This is a genomic window from Paraglaciecola marina (assembly GCF_004360155.1).
GTDB lineage: Bacteria > Pseudomonadota > Gammaproteobacteria > Enterobacterales > Alteromonadaceae > Paraglaciecola > Paraglaciecola marina.
In genome coordinates, this window is sequence record NZ_ML178723.1 from 58,332 (window position 1) to 79,810 (window position 21,479).

The window sequence follows — 21,479 nt, forward strand, 5'->3', positions numbered from 1 at the left end:
AAAATTGAAAAAATTAATAATGGTTGGGTTGTTAGTTACGGTTTCACAGTCATCAATGGCAGTAGGTCTGGTTAATGATATGCAACTATGCCAAGGAGTCATTGAGTTCGTTGATAATAAGTTGAAGAAAGCCCCTAGGTATTACGATAAAGCCGATGTCAAAACGGTTCGTCAAGGGCTTGAAGCTTATAATCAATATATTCAACGTGAAATTGTTGCACCTAGATTATTGAAATTTAATGGCGGTGACGCAGAAAAAACCAAGCAGATGCAAAAGCAGGTTGATGCATATAAATCAACAGTCGTAAATCAGTTGCAAAGTCGTTACCCGCAAGAGAACTTGCTTACTGACCACGCCATATCTGTCAATGATTGTGCTAAAAAAGCGGTGCCTTCTGGTGAAGATCTCGATAGATTAAAGGATGCCGTTAATACCATGGTCAAATTAGCTCAAATGAATTGATAAAGACTACCTTCTTCAGGCTGTTGTATCACTTGAAGAGAAATTTTGGTAATTTAGTTAAATTAATTTATCCGATATAGATATTCACATGCACTGCCCATTTTGTTCTGTTCAAGAAACTAAAGTCATCGATTCTCGCCTAGTGTCGGATGGCAGTCATGTGAGACGCCGTCGTGAATGTACAGTTTGCAAAGAGCGCTTTACCACCTTTGAAATGGCAGAGTTAGTGATGCCACGAATTGTAAAACGTGATGGCTCTCGCGAACCTTTCAACGAAGACAAACTTCGAGCAGGTTTACAACGAGCTCTAGAAAAGCGCCCCGTCAGTACTGAAGAGGTTGAGCAGTGCATTAGCCGGCTTAAGTCATCTTTACGTGCCACAGGTGAGCGTGAAGTAAGTAGCGAATTTTTAGGCAATTTAATTATGACTGCCTTAAAAGAGCTAGATAAAGTGGCTTATGTAAGATTTGCGTCTGTTTACCGCTCTTTTGAAGATATTCGAGAGTTTGGTGAAGAAATAGCCCGCCTTGGCGACTAGCCTTACCTTCCTTCTATTACCTTTAACTCTTAGGTATTAAATACAGTGTTTGAATTTTCCTTAATCGACCATCAGATGATGGCGTTAGCTATTCAGTTGGCAAAACGTGGTCAATATACCACGTCACCTAATCCTAATGTTGGGTGCGTTATTAGCAACCCCGCAGGGAAGATAGTAGGGCAAGGCTGGCATCAAAAAGCCGGTACTCCCCATGCAGAAGTCCATGCATTAAATCAAGCTGGAAAATTAGCACTAGGTGCTACTGCATATGTCACTTTAGAACCATGTAGCCATTTTGGACGTACACCACCTTGTGCAGAAGCATTAGTTAAAGCTGGGGTGCGCCGAGTCGTTATAGCCATGCAAGACCCAAATCCTGTGGTGTCAGGTAATGGCATAAAGATACTAAAGCAAGCAGGCATAGGCGTTGATACTGGGTTATTACAAAGTGCTGCTGAGCAGTTAAACCTAGGGTTTATTAAGCGCATGTCTGAAGGTTTGCCTAGAGTTACTGTGAAACTCGCAGCAAGTTTAGATGGTAAAACCGCCCTTAAAAACGGTCTGAGTCAGTGGATAACAGGTGCGGAGGCGCGCCAAGATGTGCAGCGCCACAGGGCAAAAAGTTGCGCGATTTTAAGTGGCTCGGGCACAGTCATAGCTGATAACCCATCACTAAATGTGCGCTATGCGGAGCTGGGCCTGAGCTCTGATGAGTTAGCGTTAGAAAATTTGCGACAACCACTTAGAGTTATTTTAGATGGCCGTAACCAGTTGCCACCTAATTTAAACCTTTTGCAGCAAGGCAGTTCACAACAAGCCGGTGACGTTTTACTTATTAATGGCAAAAAAAGCGCGCACACGTTTGCAGACCATGTAAATCAATGGCAAGGGCCGTTTAATGGTAACAAGTTAGATCTTAAAGCTGTGATGGGAGAGCTGGCAAGTCGGCAAATAAATGAAATATGGGTTGAAGCAGGGGCTAAGCTAGCAGGAGCCTTATTGCAAAATAACTTGATAGATGAATTGATTTTATACCAAGCGCCCAAACTTATAGGGGGCAGCGGGCAGAACTTGTTTGATACTTTGCCCATTGAATCTATGGATGAAGTACATGACTTGTCTTGGACCGATGTTAGGCAAGTGGGTAAAGACCTAAAGATGACCGCACATTTTATTCGTAAATGAATAACCGGTTATCCCAAAAAGAGTAACTGAGAGATTATGTTTACAGGAATTATTGAAGATGTGGGAGTTATCGAAAGCCTAACCCCAAGCGGTGAAGACATTCGTTTGTCGATAAAAGTACAAAAGCTCGATATGAGTGACGTTAAGCTTGGCGACAGTATTGCCAACAACGGTGTGTGCTTAACTGTGGTTGCGTTATCAAAACATAGCTTTAGTGCTGATGTATCTCACGAAACCATAAAGCGTACAGGTTTTGCATCCTATCAGGCTGGCAGCAAAGTCAACTTAGAAAAAGCCATGCAGGCTAATGGTCGTTTAGGTGGCCACATTGTCAGTGGTCATGTAGATGGCTTAGGTGAAGTATTGTCAATTTCTAAGGTTGGCCGATACGTAGAAATATGGGTGCAAGCACCTGATGAACTAGCTAAATATTTAGCTGAAAAAGGCTCGATAACTGTTGATGGCGTAAGTTTAACTGTCAATCAAGTAGATGGTGCTAAATTTTTACTGACCCTTATTCCCCATAGCCTACAAGAAACCATAATAGGTTTGTATCAAGTTGGTACCAAAGTAAATTTAGAAGTAGACGTCATTGCTCGGTATTTAGAGCGCCTTATGCTAGGCGATAAGGCAGCGCAGTCGAATTCGGACACGAGTAAAAAAGATATTAGCATGGCGTTTTTAGCAGAAAACGGCTACTTGAAGTAAATTAAGTGTACGGGCCTTGGCTCTGCATCATGAAAGAAGATAGTAAAAATATGTCATTTAACAGCAGTGAAGAGATTATTGAAGATATTCGTCAAGGTAAAATGGTTATCTTGATGGATGACGAAGACAGAGAGAACGAAGGCGACCTAATTATGGCGGCGCAGCACGTTACTCCTGAAGCCATTAATTTTATGGTTACCCATGCTAGAGGTTTAGTTTGCCTACCAATGACAGCTGAACGCTGTAAAGCCCTTAATTTACCCTTAATGGTAGACAATAACGAAGCGCAGTTTTCCACTAACTTCACAGTGTCGATAGAAGCTGCAAAAGGGGTGACTACAGGTATTTCAGCAGCAGACCGCGCCAGAACCATACTTGCAGCGGTTGCTAAAAATGCTGTTGCTCAAGATATAGTGCAACCAGGTCATATTTTTCCTCTTATCAGTAAAGAAGGCGGAGTATTGAATCGAGCTGGACATACCGAAGCTGGTGTTGATTTAGCACGTTTAGCAGGGTGTGAGCCAGCGTCTGTGATAGTAGAAATATTAAACGAAGATGGCTCCATGGCAAGACGTCCAGAGCTAGAAGTTTTCGCTAAAAAGCACGATTTGAAAATTGGTACCATTGCCGACCTAATTGAATACCGTAATTTAAACGAAACCACCATAGAGCAAGTTGCAGAGTGTAAATTGCCTACAGAGTTCGGCGAGTTTGATTTGGTGACGTTTAAAGATGTCATCGATAATCAAGTACACTTTGCCATGTGTAAAGGTGAAATTAAGAGTGATACAGCGACGTTAGTGAGAGTGCATTTAATTAATAGTTTTAGTGATTTATTAGGCTCGCAACGTTCTATCGAGCGCAGTATGAGCTTACCAGAAGCGATTAAAACCATTGCTGAAAACGGTGGGGTATTAGTACTTTTAGGTAAAAATGAAGATTTGCTAAATCAAGTTAAACAATTTCAAGCACAAGACAAAGGTGAAACACCCACTACCGCACCTTGGACTGGCTCATCAAGAACAGTCGGAGTGGGCAGTCAAATCTTAGCAAGCCTAGGTGTTAAAAAGATGCGTTTACTCAGTAAACCTAAAAAGTATCATGCTTTATCGGGTTATGGCCTTGAAGTTGTTGAGTATGTATCGGTTTAGCTTTAATAAGTTCAAATCGTACAAAAAATCTCAATATTTCCCTTGTTAGGTGTGCTAAACTGCGCGCCGATTTTTCTAGTAAGGTTTTTTAGATGAACATCATTGAAGGTAACATGCGTGCAACAGGCAAAAAGTTTGCTTTGGTTGTGTCTCGCTTCAACAGTTTTGTAGTTGAAAGTTTAGTGGATGGCGCACTTGACGCACTTGAAAGACAAGGTGAAGTAAACGATCAAGATATAACGTTAGTTCGCGTTCCTGGCGCCTATGAATTACCCATTGCAGCTAAAAAACTTGCTGAACAAAACAAATATGACGCAATTATCGCCTTAGGTGCAGTGATACGTGGTGGTACACCGCATTTTGAGTTTGTTGCAGGCGAATGTAATAAAGGTCTTGCTCAAGTTTCTTTAGATTATGGTGTTCCTGTGTCTTTTGGCGTTATCACTACAGATAGTATTGAGCAAGCTATTGAGCGTTCAGGTACTAAAGCCGGCAATAAAGGCGCTGAAGCCGCTGTTGGTGCACTAGAAATGGTTAATGTTTTAGCCAATATAGAAGAGGCCAAATAGGTGAAACCTCAAGCCCGTCGTCTCTCCCGTGAATTAGCGGTACAAGCTATCTATTCTTGGCAAATGACCAAGAACCCTGTGGAACAAATTGAGCTGAGCATAGTGACCAGCAATAACATGCAAAAAGTTGATACTGAGTACTTTTTAGAGCTATTGCGTAATGTGGTTAAAGATTGTGCTGAGCTGGATAAAAAAATGAAGCCCTATTTAGGCAGGTTGCCAGAAGAACTCGATCCAGTAGAGTTTGCGATCCTTCGAATCGCTACCTATGAACTGGTTGCAAGAATTGATGTCCCTTATAAGGTGGTTATCAACGAAGCTATAGAGCTTGCGAAATCATTTGGTGCAGAAGATAGCCATAAATTTGTTAATGGTGTGCTTGATAAAGCCATCAAGACTCTGCGTAAAGACGAGCGCTCATAAAAGATTGTGTAACAGCAATAACGTGAGTCTTCACCAAGCGCAGCTCAACTAGAAGTAGTGTGATTGTGAAAGAATTTAAAGTTATTGAAGACTTTTTTAAGCAACAAAGTTATCAACGTAAAGATGTCATTATTGGTATTGGTGATGATGGCGCAATAACCCATATTCCAGAAGGGCAAGCGTTAGTTACTACCACAGACACTTTACTAAGTGGTGTGCATTTTTTGCCTTCGACTAGTGCCCATGCTATTGCTCAAAAAGCCATAGCCGTTAATTTAAGCGACTTAGCAGCTATGGGGGCAGAGCCAGCATGGATAAGTTTGTCTCTAAGTTTGCCAGAAATTGACAAAGTTTGGCTTGAAGAGTTTTCTAGAGGTATTAGAGAGCATGCTGAATATTATTCAGTTCAATTAATTGGTGGTGATACTGTTCATGGTCCTCTGGCTGTTACTATTACCGCGCAGGGTTTTGTTCCTTACGATCAAGCATTGACACGAAGCAAAGCCAAACCCGGTGATTCGGTTTATGTCACCGGCAGCATAGGTGACGCAGGTGTGGGGCTACAACTGGCGCAGCTTAAGCGTAAAATCAATAACCAAGAACATCATGACTTTCTGGTTAATCGACTCGATTATCCCACTCCAAGACTGCTAGTCGGTACTAGCCTAAGACGTGTCGCTAGCGGTTGTATCGACTTATCTGACGGACTGATATCTGATATTCAACATATTCTCAAAGCTTCTCAATGTGGTGCTGTTATCCATGTTGATAAACTGCCATTATCAGACGCGATGGTAGCCTCAGTAGACCCAGATGAAGCGATTAAGTTTGCATTAAGTGCGGGTGATGATTACGAGTTGTTGTTCACAGTAAGTGAGGAACAAAAAGGCTTACTTGAGACCAATCTCGCTAATGCAAATATTCAAGCAACCTGTATTGGTCAGCTAACTGGCTTAGCCGAAAAGCTAGAGTTACGTCAAAATGACCAACCTTATGAATTCTCTAATTTAGGTTACGAACACTTCTAAACCTAGCCGCCTGCTAAGGAGCGCGTACTTTTGGATAAACAAATTCGTCAGCGCGTAAGCATGCTAAACCCGGTGCACTTTTTGGCTTTTGGGTTTGGCAGTGGTTTAGCGCCAAAAGCACCTGGCACATTTGGCACTATTGCAGCTTTACCTTTAGTGGCAGCATTGGCACTTTACACATCACTCCCTATTTATATTGCTATCACTATTATTGCGAGTGTGGTGGGTATTTGGATTTGTGGTATTACAGCTAATGACATGCAGGTCCATGATGACTCTTCTATAGTATGGGATGAGGTGGCAGGAATGCTCATTACCATGATAGCTGTCCCCTTGAGCTGGCAAACCTTATTACTAGGTTTTATATTGTTTAGAATATTCGATATTTTAAAACCTTGGCCTATTAGCTACTTAGATAAAAATGCCCATGGCGGCTTTGGCATCATGATAGATGATGTTTTGGCTGGTATATTTGCTTTAGGGGGCATACATCTTACTTTATTTATGGGCTGGTTATAGCACTGCTGAAAGATAAATTATGACATTTGGTAATGGCGGTTTGCTCAATACTACAGCGATAGTTGCTTTAGTTCTGTTGACAACCACAGCCCTCTGATGATTAGCTGTGGAAAAAATAACAAGGCCCATTTATGAAACATATATTTCTATTTATATTCACCTTATCTTCCTTTAGCGCACTCTCTAAAACAGACTCACCCATAGCATTTGCGATACATGGCGGGGCTGGGACCATAACCAAAGCTAATTTGTCTGATGAAAGAGAAGCCGAGTATAGAGCTAAATTGTCTGAGTCGGTTAAGGCTGGGTATGCCGTGTTAGTCGGTGGAGGCAGCAGCGAAGATGCGGTGATTAAAGCTATACAAGTTATGGAAGCATCTCCGTTATTCAACGCTGGCATTGGCGCGGTATTTACATGGGATGCCGAGCACGAATTAGATGCTTCTATTATGCGTGGTCAAGACAAACAAGCAGGGGCTGTAGCAGGGGTTAAACGAACCAAAAGCCCAATTGCAGCCGCGCAGCTGGTGATGAATGAGTCTGTACACGTTATGCTAAGTGGCGCAGGAGCAGATGATTTTGCACAGGCCAATGGCCTTGAGATGACGACTAATAATAGTTTTGATACCGAACGCCGCCAAAAAGCCCTTGAGAAAGTTAAGCAAAACATATTAAAAAATGACCACGCGATGAATATCGACCCTGAAGTAGTGGACTATAAATTTGGCACAGTGGGCGCGGTTGCTCTAGATAAAAATGGCAATTTAGCTGCGGGTACCTCAACAGGTGGAATGACGGCAAAACGTTGGGGCCGCATTGGCGACTCACCCATTATTGGCGCGGGTACTTGGGCAGATAATGAAAGTTGTGCGGTTTCTGCCACTGGGCACGGTGAGTATTTTATCCGCAACCATGTGGCTGCTGATATTTGTAGCCGCGTAAAATACGCCGGTAAAACAATTGAGCAGGCAGGTAACGACGTGATCCATCAGGTGTTATCACCTGAAGCAGGCTCAGGTGGCGTGATCATTATGGACAGCAAAGGTAATGTAGCCATGCCGTTTAATTCTGAAGGTATGTACCGTGCAAGTATCGACACAAAGGGCAAAGTTACAGTGGCTATTTATGGTGATAAAACCTAATACAAAACAGGGAGTTGCGGGCTATTAACTTCGCAATTCTCTAGCCTTAAAAGGTTTAAACTCTACATATTTATAAAATAGGTAACGCTCGGGTATTGATGGGCGATTTCAAAACAAAAGATGACTGTACACCACTTACGCCATCAATAGGGGTAAGTTTGTTCAATAGAAAATGCTGAAAACCATCCATATCTTTGATTATAACCTTAAGCAGATAATCAGCAGTTTGTCCTGTCACTAAATGGCACTCTAATACCTCACTACACTTGGCGATTTCAGCCTCAAAATGATTAAATCGCTCTGGTGTGTGTTTATCCATACTCACTTGCATGAATGACACCAAAGACAAGCCCAACTTTTTCGCATCAAGCAAGGCCACATAACCGTCTATAAACCCAGCTTCTTCTAACTGTTTGACTCGCCGCAAGCAGGGCGAAGGCGACAAGTTAATGGCTTCTGCTAACTCTTGATTAGAGATGCGGCCTTGCTGCTGAATTATTTCAAGGATTAAACGATCGTATTTGTCAAATTTCATGAAAACCTTTAATGGTGGCAATTTATTTTATTAATGTTTATTTTATGGCAATAAAATTGCTTTGGTAGTGTTTTTTGGGTGTTTTTCGCAATCTTATTCGATAGTAAGTTAGCTATTATAGTGGCAGACTCATTCATAGATATTCGGACCTTAGTTATGATCAACAATCCAAACACAAAATATCAGCCTTTTTACGGTATTGACTTAAAAACTAGACAGTGGCCCAGTAAGCGCATTGAAAAAGCACCAATTTGGATGAGTACCGACCTGCGTGATGGTAACCAAGCTTTGATTGACCCTATGTCTATTGAAACCAAATTACGATTTTTTAATGCTTTGGTGGCAATGGGCCTTAAAGAAATTGAAGTAGGGTTTCCATCGGCATCAGAGACTGATTTTAATTTTGTACGTCTATTAATTGAAGGTAACCACATACCTGATGATGTGACCATAGAAGTATTGGTACAAGCACGTTATGACTTAATTGAAAAATCAGTAGAAAGTTTAAGAGGCGCCAAGCAAGCTATTTTGCATATGTACAATCCATTGGCTCCGGCATTTCGAGAGATTGTATATAATACCGATAAAGCCGGTGTGAAGAATATTGCGACCCAAGGCACCCAGTGGGTTAAAGAATTAACAGCGACTGCCCCTGAGGTTAACTGGACCTATCAATACTCGCCAGAGGTATTCTCGAGCACTGAGTTGCGCTTTGCCAAAGAAGTATGCGATGCCGTTGTCAAAATTTGGGAGCCCAGCACAGATAACAAAATTATTATCAATTTACCTGCAACCATAGAGATGAATACTCCCAATACCTACGCAGATCAAATTGAGTGGATGCATACCCATCTTAAACAGCGCCAACATATTATTTTAAGTGTGCACCCCCATAACGACAGAGGCACAGCTGTAGCTGCTGCAGAACTTGCTTTAATGGCTGGTGCGGACCGAGTTGAAGGCTGTTTGTTTGGCAATGGAGAGCGTACTGGTAATGTCGACTTAGTGACACTAGCCTTGAATATGTACACCCAAGGTATTCACCCTAACTTGGATTTTTCTAATATTGATCAAACCCGTAAGTTGGTTGAAGAGTGTAATCAGTTACCTGTGCACCCTAGGCACCCTTACGTTGGCGAGTTGGTATTTACGGCGTTTTCTGGTTCCCATCAAGATGCCATTAAAAAAGGTCTAGCGGTACAGAAAAAAGATGAATTGTGGAAAGTCCCTTACTTACCTATTGATCCCGCTGATTTAGGCCGCAACTACGACGAAGTGGTTCGGGTAAATAGTCAGTCAGGCAAAGGCGGCGTTAGCTTTTTATTAGAGAGAGCGGCTGGGCTTCAACTACCCCGTAAGTTACAAATAGAGTTCTCACGGGTTGTGCAACAGATGAATGACAAAACTGGTAAAGAGTCGGACTCTGAGGCGATTGTAGACTTGTTTACACAAGAGTATTTGCAACAAGGTAAACCGTTAGAATTGGTGAACAGTAGTATGTCTAGTGCAGCCGATGGACAGCAAAGAATCGACATTGAAGTCAAGTATAAGGGAGTTAAACAACATATTCACGGCACAGGTAATGGCCCAATAGATGCGGCAGTAGAAGCCATTCGAAGCTTAACTTACCAACCTTTAGAAGTGGTAGATTATCACGAACACTCTATAGGGAGTGGCTCTGGTGTAGCTGCAGTTTGCTATATCGAGATGAAGGTCGCAGGGCAAACAGCAAGCTTTGGCGTGGCCCAAGACAGCAACATAATGCATAGTGCGGTTAAAGCACTGATTAGTGGCGTAAACCGTAAATGGGTAGAGCCAGTCATTAAGTTGCAAGCCTAGCTAGTTGTATTGCTTTTAGCGTAGCGATGCTTATTCGGTCTCGCTGCGCGATTAATCACTCACTTTGTTCATCAAAGGTCCGCGTTGCTTACAGATAAAGAAGTAATCCATTTTGCTGCTGCGCATCTGTACCGTTTTTGTGGATTTCCTCCATAGTCAAGAAAAGAGGCAAATTTCCTCTTTTCTTGAAAAATTATAATTAGCGAACAAGCCGAAGAATAACACTTGGTAAAGGCTGGCTAAATTTGATACAAATGATTTAAGGATAAACAGAGGCAAGCAGCCAGTAGAAAACAGGCAAGTTGCCTCATATTAAGTTGTTAAGCCCTCAAAGAGGCAAGAGTGAAGTATTTACTAGGAATCATAATAATGGCTTGGAGCATATTTTCATCGGCGAAAGATTACCCACAAGTTGTAGTTGGTGATGAAGATGGTTTTGTTGACCTTAGTTTCCAAAATATTAAATCAAATTTAAACAATATTGGTAATTTAGAATTCATAGTCAAAGGAAATCTAAACGGTTTAAAGGTGAGTTTTTCGGTTGAGTTACTCCCTGAGTGGAATCCACAGGATATTGAAGGTATGGATGAAGCTTTCTACTGGGGTGAAGCTAATTTTAAAAGCAACGGTTCTGAAACAAAGAACTTTGTTAATGTACTTGCTAAATTATATGGCGCAGAGCTAAAGGAATTCGAGGTTCCTGCCAGTGTTTATGCTCAGGCAGTTGGCCTAGCGTGCAATCCGAAAGAAATTCAGAATAATCCATGTAAAATGAAATTCTTTTTTAACCCAGATGGTAGCGAAGAGCTTTATTCTGAGGTTTTCATAAATATCGATCTTGATGCAAAAGTCTTAGAATTTAATGAAAAAGATAATGATTACAGAGCTCCATTATTACGTTCTTTACTGAAATAAGGCTTAACAAACGGCTGCAACGGACAAATTTCCGTTGTCACCTTTTTGTGCAAAAACACGCACAAAAGCCGCCATCAAAAATCTGCTCGGTGAGCCGGGCGTTAGGCATCTAGGTTAACCATTGGCAAATTTCAAAACTCTAACAAAATGGCATATATTTCTCGGTTTTCTGAGCTTTCTCCTCTTTGGTATACCCAATTTTTTTGCGGGTGATAGTATTACGGAAACAGGAAAGTTTTACTTACCATTAGTAAATATATTCTTTCCATTACTTCACTTTTCAATCGCATATGGATGCAAGCTTCAATCTGAATATGGACGGGTAGCTTCAAGAATTTGCGGCTTTTTGCTAATGCCATTTTTCCCCGCAGGTACAATTATTGGTTTTATTCTTTTTGAAAATACAAAGAAAAAATTTGAGATGCAAGATGCCTAACAAGTGATTATGGAGTTATTCATTGAGTCAGGATCAGGCTACATGGGGTTAATTAAAGACTGGTTGTTACGAAGACTTGCAGCTTAAAAGCCTTTGATTTTTCGCTTCTAATATCTTTGAGTTTGGCTAATTCGTTGCCATTTTTTTGATTTAAAATGCTATAGCGGGATTTTTACAAGGTATTCCATTGATAAAGTATAAAAGTAGTCATAATCTAGCCTTCCTGAAGAGCTCTATAAAAGATAACCGTAAAGTTGATAAAAACAGTTGTAATGTTCATTGCTTTACTAGTTTGTCATCAGGTTTTAGCTGATGATGCAAATAAAGAAGTTGAGGTCACTGCTCTGTCGATTGGCTAGAGAGTGGTACTTTAGTCTGAGGTATTGAATGAGAATAGGGTGATAAATGTTTATCTGCACCAAGGATATTCAAAAGCTTTATCAAAAGATTACCCTGTGATCTATTTATTAGATGGCTCTATTGAAGAGGATTTTATTCATATTGCAGGGCTGGTTCAGTTTGGTTCGTTTTATTGAAACTGAGTTGCAACCATACATAGACGCAAAATATAGAACCACTTCAACCAAAACCTTGATAAGTCAGTCTCTTAGAGGGCTTTTGGCAACCGAAATTTTATTTAAAAAACCAGACTTATTTGATAACTACATTATTACTAGCCCAAGTTTATGGTGGGATGACGAGTCTTTATTAAAGTACACGCCAGCTTTATATACTTCCAAAAAGTATGTGTTTATCGCCGTTGGTAAATAGGGCGAAGTGATAGAGAGAACAGCCAGAGAGTTGTATGACAAATTGAGGGGGGTAGAGAATGAAAACACTAACCTTTATTTTGAGTATTTAAAAAAGCAAGATCATGGTGATGCCCTGCATTTAGCAGTGTACAGTGCTTTTGAAAAAATATTTATGAAGTAGTGCTAAGGTTAATTACCGTGTTTTTTCGTCCGCCGTTTATAGGGGGAGTTGTGTAGTTGCATTGTTATCTTATGATCTACATTAATGATGAGTAAGGGATAAAATGACAAATTGTAAAGTTAAGTTATGTGTATTGACCGGGGGCATGTTTGTGGGGGGGATTAGTGCATCACCCACTTCAAACGAGTTTATACCTTGTAAAAAGCTCGCTGTTGCCAAACTAGAGTACTGTTTAAATAGCGATAATAGTGATTGTTGGTCTAAGTCAAAGGGCAGTTATGAGTCTTGTCATAAAGCAATAATTGAAAAACATGGCGTTAAAAATAAGCAAATACAGAAAGCAAAAAATAAAAGTGACATCCATAAAGGGTAGATGAGTTGTCTAATCGGTGCTGGTAATAGCTAGCCTAAAATTAACAGCTTTAGAGCATAGTTAAGGGAGGGGGAAGTCTAGCCACTGGGCTAACGTTTTGGCTAGCACGTCTCGTTTTAAGGGCTTAGTGATATATTTGTTCATTCCTGACTCGTTAGCTTTTTCATAATCTTGCTGCATGGCATTTGCAGATAACCCACATATTGGTAGTGTGGTGAAGCCTATTTCTCGTAATAATTTTGTTGCAGTATAGCCGTCCATTACCGGCATTTGTATGTCCATTAAAATAACATCGTAGTATGGAGAGTTGGTTATTTTTGTTACGGCTTGTTGACCGTCTTCTGCTATGTCGTAGCTAACTCCCAATGATTTTAGCATTTCACCCGCTACCGCTTGATTTATGCTGTTATCTTCAACTAATAACACATGACCTTTTAGTTTATGCTCTATTGGCTGGCTCTTCGCTGATAATAGAGTTTCCGCCGAAGCAGAAATCCCTTGGAGTTCATCAATAAATATACTGAATTCTCGCGGTGTAAATGGATGAGATAATGTAGGAGTATGCCACGTTTTTATTAGCTCTGATGCGAGTTGTTGAGGTTGTGTATCTTTAATAAATCCAAACTTAATGGCTTTGTCTTTGCAATATTGAAGTGCCGGCTCTAAAGCGTTCAGATGCTCTTTACTTTTCGCATCAAAAATTGCGATGGCCTGCTTATTTGGTTCAGCAAAAGGTTGTTCTTGAATGGATCTTAATGTTTCGATGTGACAGTTTTCTGTCATCGCATCTAAATATTCTCGGTTTACTAAGTGAGATTCTGGCACATAATAAATATGGTTTGACGAGGGTTGTGTTTTACTTAATATGCTTGCTTGTCCTTTAAAGGCTCTAAGTTTGAGCTGCAAAGTAAAGATACTTCCCTCATTTTTAGTTGATGTGACAGTAATCTTGCCATTCATTAAGTTAATTAACTGTTTAACAATGGCTAAACCAAGGCCCGTTCCACCAAACTCTCTGCTTGTCGTCCCATCAGCTTGTGTGAAGGGGTGAAATATCTTTTCAAGCTGCGTGTCTGTCATGCCAATACCTGTATCTTTTACCTCTGCATGTAAAGTGAATGCTCCTGCTTTACCGCTACTTTCGCCCCCAAATTTAATAAATACGGTGCCGTTTCGAGTAAATTTTATAGCATTACTGCAGAGGTTTAACATGATTTGGCAAATACGCTGGGGGTCGCCAACCAATTTTTTAGGTAGGCTTGGGTCGGCAAATAATCGGACATTCAAGTTTTTTTCTCGCGCTCGCATACCGGTGCTAGCGAGTATGTTGTTAAACAGAGAGTCTAACGAAAAATCGGTTTGTTCTATATCGAGCTTACCAGCTTCTATTTTAGAAAAGTCTAAAATGTCATTGATCACTGTCATCAATAGTTGACTAGAGTTACTTACTTTAATTAAATACTCTCGAAGTTTATCTGACATGTTCTCGCTTAGACCAAGCTCCACTAGACCAATAATACCATTCATCGGAGTACGAATTTCGTGACTCATATTGGCCAAAAAAACACTTTTTGACTGAGTCGCTTTTTCGGCAATCACTTTTGCACTAGCGAGCTCTCGATTTAATTGCTCTTGTCGTTCAATTAGGTGTTGTGACTCAGTTAATAATTCCGTAGTACGCAGATTATTTTCACGAAATACATTTGCTGCCTTAGCGAGCTTTCCTATATCGTCTTTTCGATTTAAACCTGGTATGGAGTCTATTTTTTTATCTCTAATTAGTCGTTCAAATACATCTGTTATGGCATTGATAGGAACAATGACTCTTATGCCCAAAAATAGAGCGGCTCCCACCGCGAATATAATGCCAAAGAGCGAAGTGATATCGTTGCGAATTTTTGTTTGTTCAATATTACTGATTATAACGGTATTGGTTTGCTCAGATAAAAGTGCGACGTTTTCACTTAACTGGCCAGTTAAATAAAGAAACTCATTAGCAGAGCCTGTCATAACCACATTGACTAAATATAAGTAACCTCGAGTAACTTGTGTTAATTGGAGAAAGTTTTGTTCAATTTTAATTAGTGAGCTATCGAGTGTAGGAATTTGTTCCGACATCACTGGATATTGCCTTAGAATTTCTCTGATCTTTTCAATTTTGGATTCAAATTGTTCAATATGCGCTAGGTCTGGACTCAATATGTAGTTAAATGCATCATTTTCAGCTTGCGCTAAGTGAAACCCAATTAGAGCGATGGGAAGTGATTGTATGTTATTCACTGCATCACGTTTTTCTATTATGGCGACTAGTGAGTCAATTTCTATTAGTAAGCCACTTTCAAACAAGGCTTCGCGGCGTGTTCTACCTTTTATTACGTCATTAAAATTGTCGGAGTAGTCGAATAAGTGTTGGCGCATTCTGCTAAGCAGTTTTAACCCGTATTCTTCATCCATTTCTGGTAATACGGAGTGCTCTAAAATCTGTAGTTTTTCTTCAATGTCTGTTATTAAACGACTAAAGCGAATTGCCGCTGACTGGCTGGCAGAGTCTTTGTAGATTAATACATTACGTTGTAAGTTGGCGACATCACGCTCAAGCTCGCGAACTGTATTTACATCAAGTAAAGATTGCTGAGAGAGGTTGAGGCCTTTAAATAAAGTTTCTTGGTTACTGCGAGTAGTAAAAATTTGTAAAACCAATAGAAAAATTAGGATAGATAATACGGCACCAACCTGCACCTTAAGTGATGAAAACATAACACTCCTTAATATTTGCAACTATGAGCTAATGAACTCATACCATTTTTGCAAGCTGTATTCATAAGTGGGCATGACGGTATTCCATACGGCTACGTTACTAAAGCGCTTTTCATAGCTACCACCAGTACGAATGTCACCCTGTAATACAGCTACCTTACCATCTGTACCAAGAAGAGATGTAGATGCCGGCTTACCATCATACCAATAACCCCACTCAGCTTCTGTCAAAAGAGGTTTTGAGCGTTGAGGGTTTGATATGTAATAGCCTTGTCTGGCAATAAATGCTCCAGGCCAGCCAGATAACCACCAGTTCATATACTCATAGGCGACGTCTTTGACTTTGCCTGTAGTGGCTGCTGATAAACACATCACGCCGTGCCAGCCGCGATAGCCCTCTTTGGGAGCTGCAAAAGTCACTGGAATATTTTGACTATTGAGCTGGGTCACCGCGGGGGAGAACATACTTTCTATTACAATCCGTTTTGTGCGCATAAACTCTACGGACTCTGGTACAGAGGTCCAGAAACCACTAAAGTGGCCTTGTGCTTTTAGGTTGTTTAAAATTTTGAACAAGGCATCTAGTTCTAGCTTAGTCATGGCTCCTATATTGGCGAAACTGGCTAAACCCTGTGCTTGAGCTGCTAAGGCCAGGTCAAAGAGTCCTATTGTCGGAGCGTTGACTATGCCTACTTTTCCTGAATATCTTTCATCTAATAACCAGCCCCAGCTTTCTGTTTGGTAGGGAATTCCTTTATCTATTACCTCTGTGTTGTAGCCAAAAGAATCAACGTTGTGTACATAAGGCAAAAAGCTGATGTGGTCAGTGTGCTCAGTGCCTAACTTACCATTAGGCTGAACGTGAAGTATTTTATATGGTGCATCTCCCGCTCCATAATTAGCGTTTGGGGTGACTTTACCGGTTTTGGTTAATGGATTGATTTCGTCCCAGTACTTCAAGCGCTTTTTATCTATACTTTGGATAGCTTTAGAGCGCCATAAAACATTGATGCTGTTTGACCATTGTTCATATAAATCAAAGCTTTGAGGAGAGATAGCTGCTTTTTGTAGAACAGATGCACTACCTCTGGCCTCAAAAGAAATATTGATCCCCAAGTCACTCATGGCTTGTTGTCTTAATTCTTCTTGCAGGGTTACATGGGTACCTAATACTCTTAGGGTAGGGGTGTTTTTTGCAAAAACGTAAGGGGCTTTAACTATTGCGCCTGCGGAAATACCAGTTTTTACTATTGTCTTTAGGGTTTTACGGCGATTGATATCGATAATTTCAGGGGTTTTATTGATAATGTTCATAAACTCTCCTTGTTAACCTTAACTATAAATATCATTTTATTTTTAACAATTAATCTTTAGTCGTAGTAGCTAAACTTATATTCATTATTTTTTAAGGATAGTCAATTTTAGATATTTTATTCGTCAGTATACGTATTGGATTTAGCTTTTTTGAGTGATGAAAAGTGATGAAAAGTGATGTGAAAATGTGGGAAATGAGAATAACCGTCGCAAGCGTAGGTTCAGAAATAATTGTTTGTATAGAAATTCATTAATATGGTTTAGCTAATCTGAAGCCATTGAGTGCTATGCCTATAGAGGTAAAAATAGATATATTGAAGGTGTCTCTCATACGGTGTAGAGGTTAGATTAAAGACACCATGGCAACTAAGAACAACTGTGCTGGTATTTGTGATCATTCATTTGCAGATGCCAACCTCAATTTTCAAAATAATAAAATTGTAGATATCTAAATTACTAGAGTTCTGCGTTAGGGGGATACTACAACTAGTTAGGTTGTTATCATCTAGCTGGCCCGTTATTCTGTAACAATAAGATATTCACAGAGCAAATTATGAATCTAGTTATTTCCCGTATGTTTAGCTTAGTGCTTGTATTGAGTAGCTTTGTTACTGCCGCAGAAACCCGTGTGTTGTTTATCGGTAATAGTTTTACCTATGGTTATGGCTCATCTGTTAAACATTACCGCACTGACTCTGTAACTGATTTAAACAATGAAAAGATTGGAGGGGTTCCCGCACTTTTTAAATCATTTACTAAGCAAGCAGGCTTTGATTATGATGTTTATGTTGAAACTAGAGGCGGTAGTGACCTGAGTTTCCATGTGCAAAATAAGCTACAGGTAATCAATAAAAAGCCTTGGGATAAGGTGGTAATGCATGGTTTTAGTACGTTAGACCGTAAAATTCCTGGTGACCCAACCAGGTTTGTTGAATCTACTAAAAAAATGTCTACGTTTTTAGAAAAGCTAAACCCTAAAGTTGAGGTTTTTCTTACCTCTACTTGGTCGCGGGCTGATTTAATTTATCAAGCTGAGCGCCCTTGGTCAGGAGCTTCAGTAGGGAAAATGGCCTTGGATATTCGCGCCGGATACGATAAAGCCGCCGCAACATCAGCTGTTATTAAAGGAGTGAATGCTGTGGGAGAAGCTTGGACAAAAGCTATAACCCTAGGTATTGCTGATGCTAATCCTTACGACGGTGTTGAGTTTGGCAAGGTTAATCTGTGGACTTGGGATAATTACCATGGCAGCAATTATGGTTATTATTTACATGCGCTTGTGGTTTTTGGAAATTTGACCGGCGTTGACCCTCGCTCACTAGGATCAAATGAATGTTCAGGTTATGAACTTGGTATGTCAAAACGTGAAATAAGCATGTTACAGCAGGCGGCATTTGAGCAGTTATCGGCAGAGCGTCAAATGAGTGGTTCTCCACTAATCAGTCCCAACTCAGTTTGGCCCAAAAGCTGCGTTTAATCTTAGTAAGTTTGCACCCTACGCCATCGTTTTTGGGTAATAGTAAACATTAATATATTGATAATACTGGGAGGTTAGTAGGTTCAGATTTCAAATAAGGTTATTACCACTCTGGTTATTGCAGTCACATTTTTAACTTTAATTTTGTTGCTTTTTAACAGGTATGTTGAAGATTACACTTCTGATTTTACCGATCTCACAATTTACTCCTCTGTTTTAGATGAAGATAGAAAGCTATTCATCCGCCTACCAAACAATTATGATGAGAAAAAGCGCTATCCCTTGATAATTAAATCAGACGGTAATTTCAATTTAAGTCGTTGGGATGAGGTAATTTCAGAGTTATCACAGCAAGGGAATGTGAATGATTCTATTCTTATTGCTATACCAAATCTTTTTTTTGAGTGATTCAAGAAACCGAGACCTTGTCCCCCCATATGCACGAAAAGATGTAAGAATCGAGGCTCGTCCTGCAAGTGATAATTCTCCATTAATATTTGGCAAAGGAGATTTGTTTTTAAGATTTATAGAAACTGAACTCATACCTTATATCGAAGATAATTATTCGATTAATAACAATAGGATATTGAGCGGTTTTTCAGCTGGGGGGAGATTTGTTTTATATACGTTAGTGACTAAACCAGATCTGTTTACTGGATATTTTTCCTTTAGTCCCGCAGCTTGGTACGATAACTCTGTTGTAGTTGATGAATTTAAGAAGGGACTAAATGGAGTGAAAGAAAAGCCACTATATTTATATTTAAGTTTGGGAGGCGACGATAACGCAATTATTAGCGGTTCGTTTAAAGGCTTACTATCCGCAATTGAATCTAATGCACCAATCAGTTTATATTCTGAGTATAGCTATAGTAAAGGTGCCAACCATGAACTGAATCCATATATTTCAGTCCCTAAAGCGCTAAAAGGCTACTATAGGTTTCGAGCTACCAATGTTGATCTCTAGTGAAAAAAAATGATAGAAATATTTATAGGGTTTAAAATTGCAGCGCCCTTCTAAAGAGCAAATAAATAACCTACCTCTGTATGCTGGCCTTAAGGTTTCTGATATCAATATTATAGAAACTGAATTGGATGCAAGTAATGCACTAAAAGTCTTAGAGAGTGAGTCTAGTGTGGGCTTTGATACTGAAAGCAAACCTATATTCAAACCTGGGCAATCTAGCTCGGGACCCACTTTGATTCAACTTGCTACAGAATCTAGAGGGTTTTTATTTCCAGTTAGATTTTCGGCTGCTCTATCTGCTGCAGGCGTTATATTGTGTAATCAAGATATTCAAAAGGTAGGGTTTGGCCTTAAAGGTGACAATAAGGCGCTATGTAAGCTTAATATAAATCTAGCTAATACCTTAGATTTGTCTCTTGAGTTAAAACGTTTAACTGGCGATAAAGACCCAATTGGGGCTAGGGCTGCGGTGGCTATGGTACTTTACAAACGATTAGGAAAAGGCGCTCAGCGCTCAAATTGGGGGCAATATCCATTGCGGCAACATCAAATTTTATACGCCGCCAATGATGCCCATTGTGCCATTTGTATCAAAAAGAGCTTGGTCAGCTATTAAGCTGTGCTCGTTTTTTTAAGCATAGTTGAGCATTTTATACGACCATGACGTTTTTCTTGAGCTTTAAAATCATTTAAGCCGCCACTTAGCAAAGTTTGTATTGTGTGTTCAAGTGATTATCCCCATCTTTGATATATTGTTTATCTAAAGCTTAAGTATTTCTTACTTAAGATGTTCGACTAAGTTTGGTTTTTAACCTTTTATATGGAGTAGTAATGATTGATTATTTAGCGGTTTTTATTGTGTTTTTTGCGGTAATTGACCCTATTGGTACCTTACCTGTATTTATTGCAGTGACTGATAAATATGAGCCTAAGATAAGGCGCAGAGTTGCTTTACTTGCAACCATAGTGGCTGCTTGTGTACTGTTATTTTTTATGGGAATAGGTGAGGTTATTTTAAATGTATTATCTATACCTTTGCCTGCGTTTCAAATATCAGGGGGCATAGTTTTATTCCTATTTGCTCTTAATATGATATTTGGTGATAGTAAGCCTGAAGAAGAAATCAAATTATTAGAGAACTCTCATAGAGAAACCGCCATTTTTCCTTTAGCCGTGCCATCAATTGCTAGCCCAGGTGCAATGTTAGCCGCAATTCTGTTAACCAAAAATGCGGTATATACTTTTTGGGAGCAAGCGCAGACTGCTTTAGTTATGCTGTCGGTTTTACTGTTAACTTATATTTTAATGTTGCTTTCTGGCGTTATCGCAAAAGTGATTGGTAGCAGTGGGGCAAGTGTTATAAGCCGAGTGATGGGGTTAATACTTTCCTCTATCGCTACCACTAATATTTTGGTTGGATTTCAGGATTATTATACGTTAATCCAATCATAGTTTGCCTTTATAAGATTACCTAGTTATCTGACTTTCCTAGAAGTTTATTACGGACTTTTGGGTAACTAGCGTTTTCGTCTAACCATATTTTTAAAAAGTTTTCTCCAAACTCTTTATCAGAAACTTCGCCTATAGAGGTATCGTTTAAGAAAAACTCACTGGTTTTTTCTTGGTTTACAATTAGTAGCAGAGTATCCCCTTTATTTATATCCGGAAATAGATCGGTTAGCGCACCAAGCCATTCTTCAATTCGCTCTGCAGATACGCCTAATTTTAGCCATTCTTTTTTAGTATGTTTTACTAAATCTTTACTGCTGATATCACGTAGGTAAGTTATTTTTAATGCCTGAGGGAATTCATCAGCTGCATATATTCCATTTTGACTGTACAAGCTTGAATTGTATATGTCCCAGAAAAAAACTGTCAGTTTTGCTTCGCCAACTTGAGTTAAATTGGTTAAAGGGTTACTTAAAGCGTGTTGTGAATAAAGTAGTATCAGAAAAGTAAGTGAGCAATAAAAACTCACAGCATGATGATTATAGCTGACTCTATATTTTAAATGGGTCATTGATGCTCAGAGTAAAATAACTAATGTATTTTAAGTACGTTTAGTTTGATGAAATAGTTTACTGGATACCGGTTTTTTAACTTGCCTGGTGATTGGAGTATTAAAGTATTTTTACGTTTGACATGGCTTATTACAAGTTAGGTTGCTTATTGCCTAGAAGACTAGCAACTAGATACTGATTTATTTTTTC

General features: G+C 39.7%; 25 protein-coding genes. 21 read left to right on the forward strand and 4 right to left on the reverse strand.

Annotation, left to right across the window (positions count from 1 at the left end; genetic code table 11):
- Positions 1-4: 4 nt before the first annotated feature.
- The 10 genes from EOK74_RS04020 to EOK74_RS04065 all read left to right on the forward strand — a co-directional run bounded on the left by EOK74_RS04020 (position 5) and on the right by EOK74_RS04065 (position 7,726).
- Positions 5-463 carry a hypothetical protein gene (locus EOK74_RS04020; protein ID WP_133468633.1) on the forward strand — a complete coding sequence of 153 codons (459 nt, stop codon included), beginning with the start codon at positions 5-7 and terminating at the stop codon, positions 461-463.
- A gap of 88 nt (positions 464-551) precedes the next feature.
- On the forward strand, positions 552-1,001 hold the full coding sequence (gene nrdR, locus EOK74_RS04025; RefSeq protein ID WP_133468634.1) for a transcriptional regulator NrdR: 450 nt from the start codon (positions 552-554) through the stop codon (positions 999-1,001).
- A 45-nt stretch (positions 1,002-1,046) separates the two neighbouring features.
- Complete coding sequence (gene ribD, locus EOK74_RS04030) at positions 1,047-2,186, forward strand: bifunctional diaminohydroxyphosphoribosylaminopyrimidine deaminase/5-amino-6-(5-phosphoribosylamino)uracil reductase RibD (protein ID WP_133468635.1); 1,140 nt, start codon at positions 1,047-1,049, stop codon at positions 2,184-2,186.
- A gap of 36 nt (positions 2,187-2,222) precedes the next feature.
- Positions 2,223-2,894 (forward strand): riboflavin synthase, encoded by a 672-nt coding sequence (locus tag EOK74_RS04035; protein WP_133468636.1) that lies wholly within the window; start codon positions 2,223-2,225, stop codon positions 2,892-2,894.
- Between the two features lie 50 nt (positions 2,895-2,944).
- On the forward strand, positions 2,945-4,045 hold the full coding sequence (gene ribBA, locus EOK74_RS04040; RefSeq protein WP_133468663.1) for a bifunctional 3,4-dihydroxy-2-butanone-4-phosphate synthase/GTP cyclohydrolase II: 1,101 nt from the start codon (positions 2,945-2,947) through the stop codon (positions 4,043-4,045).
- Positions 4,046-4,137: 92 nt separating this feature from the next.
- Positions 4,138-4,614 carry a 6,7-dimethyl-8-ribityllumazine synthase gene (gene ribH, locus EOK74_RS04045; protein WP_133468637.1) on the forward strand — a complete coding sequence of 159 codons (477 nt, stop codon included), beginning with the start codon at positions 4,138-4,140 and terminating at the stop codon, positions 4,612-4,614.
- Entirely contained in the window at positions 4,615-5,037 is a 423-nt protein-coding gene (gene nusB, locus EOK74_RS04050; RefSeq protein ID WP_133468638.1) for a transcription antitermination factor NusB, read from the forward strand.
- A 65-nt stretch (positions 5,038-5,102) separates the two neighbouring features.
- Entirely contained in the window at positions 5,103-6,065 is a 963-nt protein-coding gene (thiL, locus tag EOK74_RS04055) for a thiamine-phosphate kinase (RefSeq protein WP_133468639.1), read from the forward strand.
- 30 nt (positions 6,066-6,095) lie between these two features.
- On the forward strand, positions 6,096-6,584 hold the full coding sequence (locus EOK74_RS04060) for a phosphatidylglycerophosphatase A family protein (protein WP_133468640.1): 489 nt from the start codon (positions 6,096-6,098) through the stop codon (positions 6,582-6,584).
- A 131-nt stretch (positions 6,585-6,715) separates the two neighbouring features.
- Positions 6,716-7,726 carry an isoaspartyl peptidase/L-asparaginase family protein gene (locus EOK74_RS04065; RefSeq protein ID WP_133468641.1) on the forward strand — a complete coding sequence of 337 codons (1,011 nt, stop codon included), beginning with the start codon at positions 6,716-6,718 and terminating at the stop codon, positions 7,724-7,726.
- A gap of 70 nt (positions 7,727-7,796) precedes the next feature.
- Here the strand turns inward: EOK74_RS04065 and EOK74_RS04070 are convergent, their stop codons facing one another.
- Complete coding sequence (locus EOK74_RS04070) at positions 7,797-8,261, reverse strand: Lrp/AsnC family transcriptional regulator (RefSeq protein ID WP_133468642.1); 465 nt, start codon at positions 8,259-8,261, stop codon at positions 7,797-7,799.
- Positions 8,262-8,417: 156 nt separating this feature from the next.
- On the opposite strand from EOK74_RS04070, the gene leuA reads away from it, so the two are divergent.
- The 6 genes from leuA to EOK74_RS04095 all read left to right on the forward strand — a co-directional run bounded on the left by leuA (position 8,418) and on the right by EOK74_RS04095 (position 12,757).
- A complete protein-coding gene (gene leuA / locus EOK74_RS04075) occupies positions 8,418-10,100 on the forward strand; it encodes a 2-isopropylmalate synthase (protein WP_133468643.1) in 1,683 nt (560 codons plus the stop codon).
- Positions 10,101-10,442: 342 nt separating this feature from the next.
- Entirely contained in the window at positions 10,443-11,015 is a 573-nt protein-coding gene (locus EOK74_RS04080) for a hypothetical protein (RefSeq protein ID WP_239024004.1), read from the forward strand.
- A gap of 121 nt (positions 11,016-11,136) precedes the next feature.
- Positions 11,137-11,451, forward strand: a complete 315-nt coding sequence (locus tag EOK74_RS04085) for a hypothetical protein (RefSeq protein ID WP_133468644.1) — start codon at positions 11,137-11,139, stop codon at positions 11,449-11,451.
- Between the two features lie 501 nt (positions 11,452-11,952).
- Positions 11,953-12,222: an alpha/beta hydrolase-fold protein gene (locus tag EOK74_RS20930; RefSeq protein ID WP_205964508.1), complete on the forward strand. Its 270-nt coding sequence runs from the start codon at positions 11,953-11,955 to the stop codon at positions 12,220-12,222.
- A gap of 6 nt (positions 12,223-12,228) precedes the next feature.
- Complete coding sequence (locus EOK74_RS20935; protein WP_205964510.1) at positions 12,229-12,384, forward strand: hypothetical protein; 156 nt, start codon at positions 12,229-12,231, stop codon at positions 12,382-12,384.
- Between the two features lie 103 nt (positions 12,385-12,487).
- Positions 12,488-12,757 (forward strand): hypothetical protein, encoded by a 270-nt coding sequence (locus EOK74_RS04095; RefSeq protein WP_133468645.1) that lies wholly within the window; start codon positions 12,488-12,490, stop codon positions 12,755-12,757.
- Between the two features lie 60 nt (positions 12,758-12,817).
- Here the strand turns inward: EOK74_RS04095 and EOK74_RS04100 are convergent, their stop codons facing one another.
- Together EOK74_RS04100 and EOK74_RS04105 are read right to left on the reverse strand one after the other, a co-directional pair.
- On the reverse strand, positions 12,818-15,514 hold the full coding sequence (locus EOK74_RS04100) for an ATP-binding protein (RefSeq protein ID WP_133468646.1): 2,697 nt from the start codon (positions 15,512-15,514) through the stop codon (positions 12,818-12,820).
- A 21-nt stretch (positions 15,515-15,535) separates the two neighbouring features.
- Entirely contained in the window at positions 15,536-16,828 is a 1,293-nt protein-coding gene (locus EOK74_RS04105) for an ABC transporter substrate-binding protein (protein WP_133468647.1), read from the reverse strand.
- A 553-nt stretch (positions 16,829-17,381) separates the two neighbouring features.
- Here EOK74_RS04105 and EOK74_RS04110 point away from each other — a divergent pair.
- The 5 genes from EOK74_RS04110 to EOK74_RS04125 all read left to right on the forward strand — a co-directional run bounded on the left by EOK74_RS04110 (position 17,382) and on the right by EOK74_RS04125 (position 20,721).
- The gene (locus EOK74_RS04110) at positions 17,382-18,305 is read left to right on the forward strand and encodes a PEP-CTERM sorting domain-containing protein (protein WP_133468648.1); all 924 of its coding nucleotides are present in this window, start codon (positions 17,382-17,384) and stop codon (positions 18,303-18,305) included.
- 147 nt (positions 18,306-18,452) lie between these two features.
- Positions 18,453-18,713, forward strand: coding sequence for an alpha/beta hydrolase-fold protein (locus EOK74_RS21255; protein ID WP_275404657.1), 261 nt, complete (start codon positions 18,453-18,455; stop codon positions 18,711-18,713).
- Positions 18,670-19,269, forward strand: coding sequence for an alpha/beta hydrolase (locus tag EOK74_RS04115; RefSeq protein ID WP_275404656.1), 600 nt, complete (start codon positions 18,670-18,672; stop codon positions 19,267-19,269). The genes EOK74_RS21255 and EOK74_RS04115 overlap by 44 nt, the downstream gene beginning before the upstream one ends.
- Before the next feature lie 37 nt (positions 19,270-19,306).
- The gene (locus tag EOK74_RS04120; protein WP_133468649.1) at positions 19,307-19,885 is read left to right on the forward strand and encodes a 3'-5' exonuclease; all 579 of its coding nucleotides are present in this window, start codon (positions 19,307-19,309) and stop codon (positions 19,883-19,885) included.
- A 215-nt stretch (positions 19,886-20,100) separates the two neighbouring features.
- The gene (locus EOK74_RS04125; protein ID WP_133468650.1) at positions 20,101-20,721 is read left to right on the forward strand and encodes a MarC family protein; all 621 of its coding nucleotides are present in this window, start codon (positions 20,101-20,103) and stop codon (positions 20,719-20,721) included.
- A gap of 19 nt (positions 20,722-20,740) precedes the next feature.
- Here EOK74_RS04125 and EOK74_RS04130 read toward each other — a convergent pair whose 3' ends face one another.
- Positions 20,741-21,289: a chalcone isomerase family protein gene (locus EOK74_RS04130; RefSeq protein WP_133468651.1), complete on the reverse strand. Its 549-nt coding sequence runs from the start codon at positions 21,287-21,289 to the stop codon at positions 20,741-20,743.
- Positions 21,290-21,479: the final 190 nt, after the last annotated feature.

What these genes read in the sequence shown, in the direction of transcription:
- nrdR (WP_133468634.1), top strand. Translation starts at nt 552, where the DNA reads ATGCACTGCCCATTTTGTTCTGTTCAAGAAACTAAAGTCATCGATTCT.
- EOK74_RS04035 (WP_133468636.1), top strand. Translation starts at nt 2,223, where the DNA reads ATGTTTACAGGAATTATTGAAGATGTGGGAGTTATCGAAAGCCTAACC.
- ribBA (WP_133468663.1), top strand. Translation starts at nt 2,945, where the DNA reads ATGTCATTTAACAGCAGTGAAGAGATTATTGAAGATATTCGTCAAGGT.
- ribH (WP_133468637.1), top strand. Translation starts at nt 4,138, where the DNA reads ATGAACATCATTGAAGGTAACATGCGTGCAACAGGCAAAAAGTTTGCT.
- EOK74_RS04065 (WP_133468641.1), top strand. Translation starts at nt 6,716, where the DNA reads ATGAAACATATATTTCTATTTATATTCACCTTATCTTCCTTTAGCGCA.
- EOK74_RS04070 (WP_133468642.1), bottom strand. Translation starts at nt 8,261, where the DNA reads ATGAAATTTGACAAATACGATCGTTTAATCCTTGAAATAATTCAGCAG.
- leuA (WP_133468643.1), top strand. Translation starts at nt 8,418, where the DNA reads ATGATCAACAATCCAAACACAAAATATCAGCCTTTTTACGGTATTGAC.
- EOK74_RS04095 (WP_133468645.1), top strand. Translation starts at nt 12,488, where the DNA reads ATGACAAATTGTAAAGTTAAGTTATGTGTATTGACCGGGGGCATGTTT.
- EOK74_RS04100 (WP_133468646.1), bottom strand. Translation starts at nt 15,514, where the DNA reads ATGTTTTCATCACTTAAGGTGCAGGTTGGTGCCGTATTATCTATCCTA.
- EOK74_RS04105 (WP_133468647.1), bottom strand. Translation starts at nt 16,828, where the DNA reads ATGAACATTATCAATAAAACCCCTGAAATTATCGATATCAATCGCCGT.
- EOK74_RS04110 (WP_133468648.1), top strand. Translation starts at nt 17,382, where the DNA reads ATGAATCTAGTTATTTCCCGTATGTTTAGCTTAGTGCTTGTATTGAGT.
- EOK74_RS04115 (WP_275404656.1), top strand. Translation starts at nt 18,670, where the DNA reads ATGATTCTATTCTTATTGCTATACCAAATCTTTTTTTTGAGTGATTCA.
- EOK74_RS04125 (WP_133468650.1), top strand. Translation starts at nt 20,101, where the DNA reads ATGATTGATTATTTAGCGGTTTTTATTGTGTTTTTTGCGGTAATTGAC.
- EOK74_RS04130 (WP_133468651.1), bottom strand. Translation starts at nt 21,289, where the DNA reads ATGACCCATTTAAAATATAGAGTCAGCTATAATCATCATGCTGTGAGT.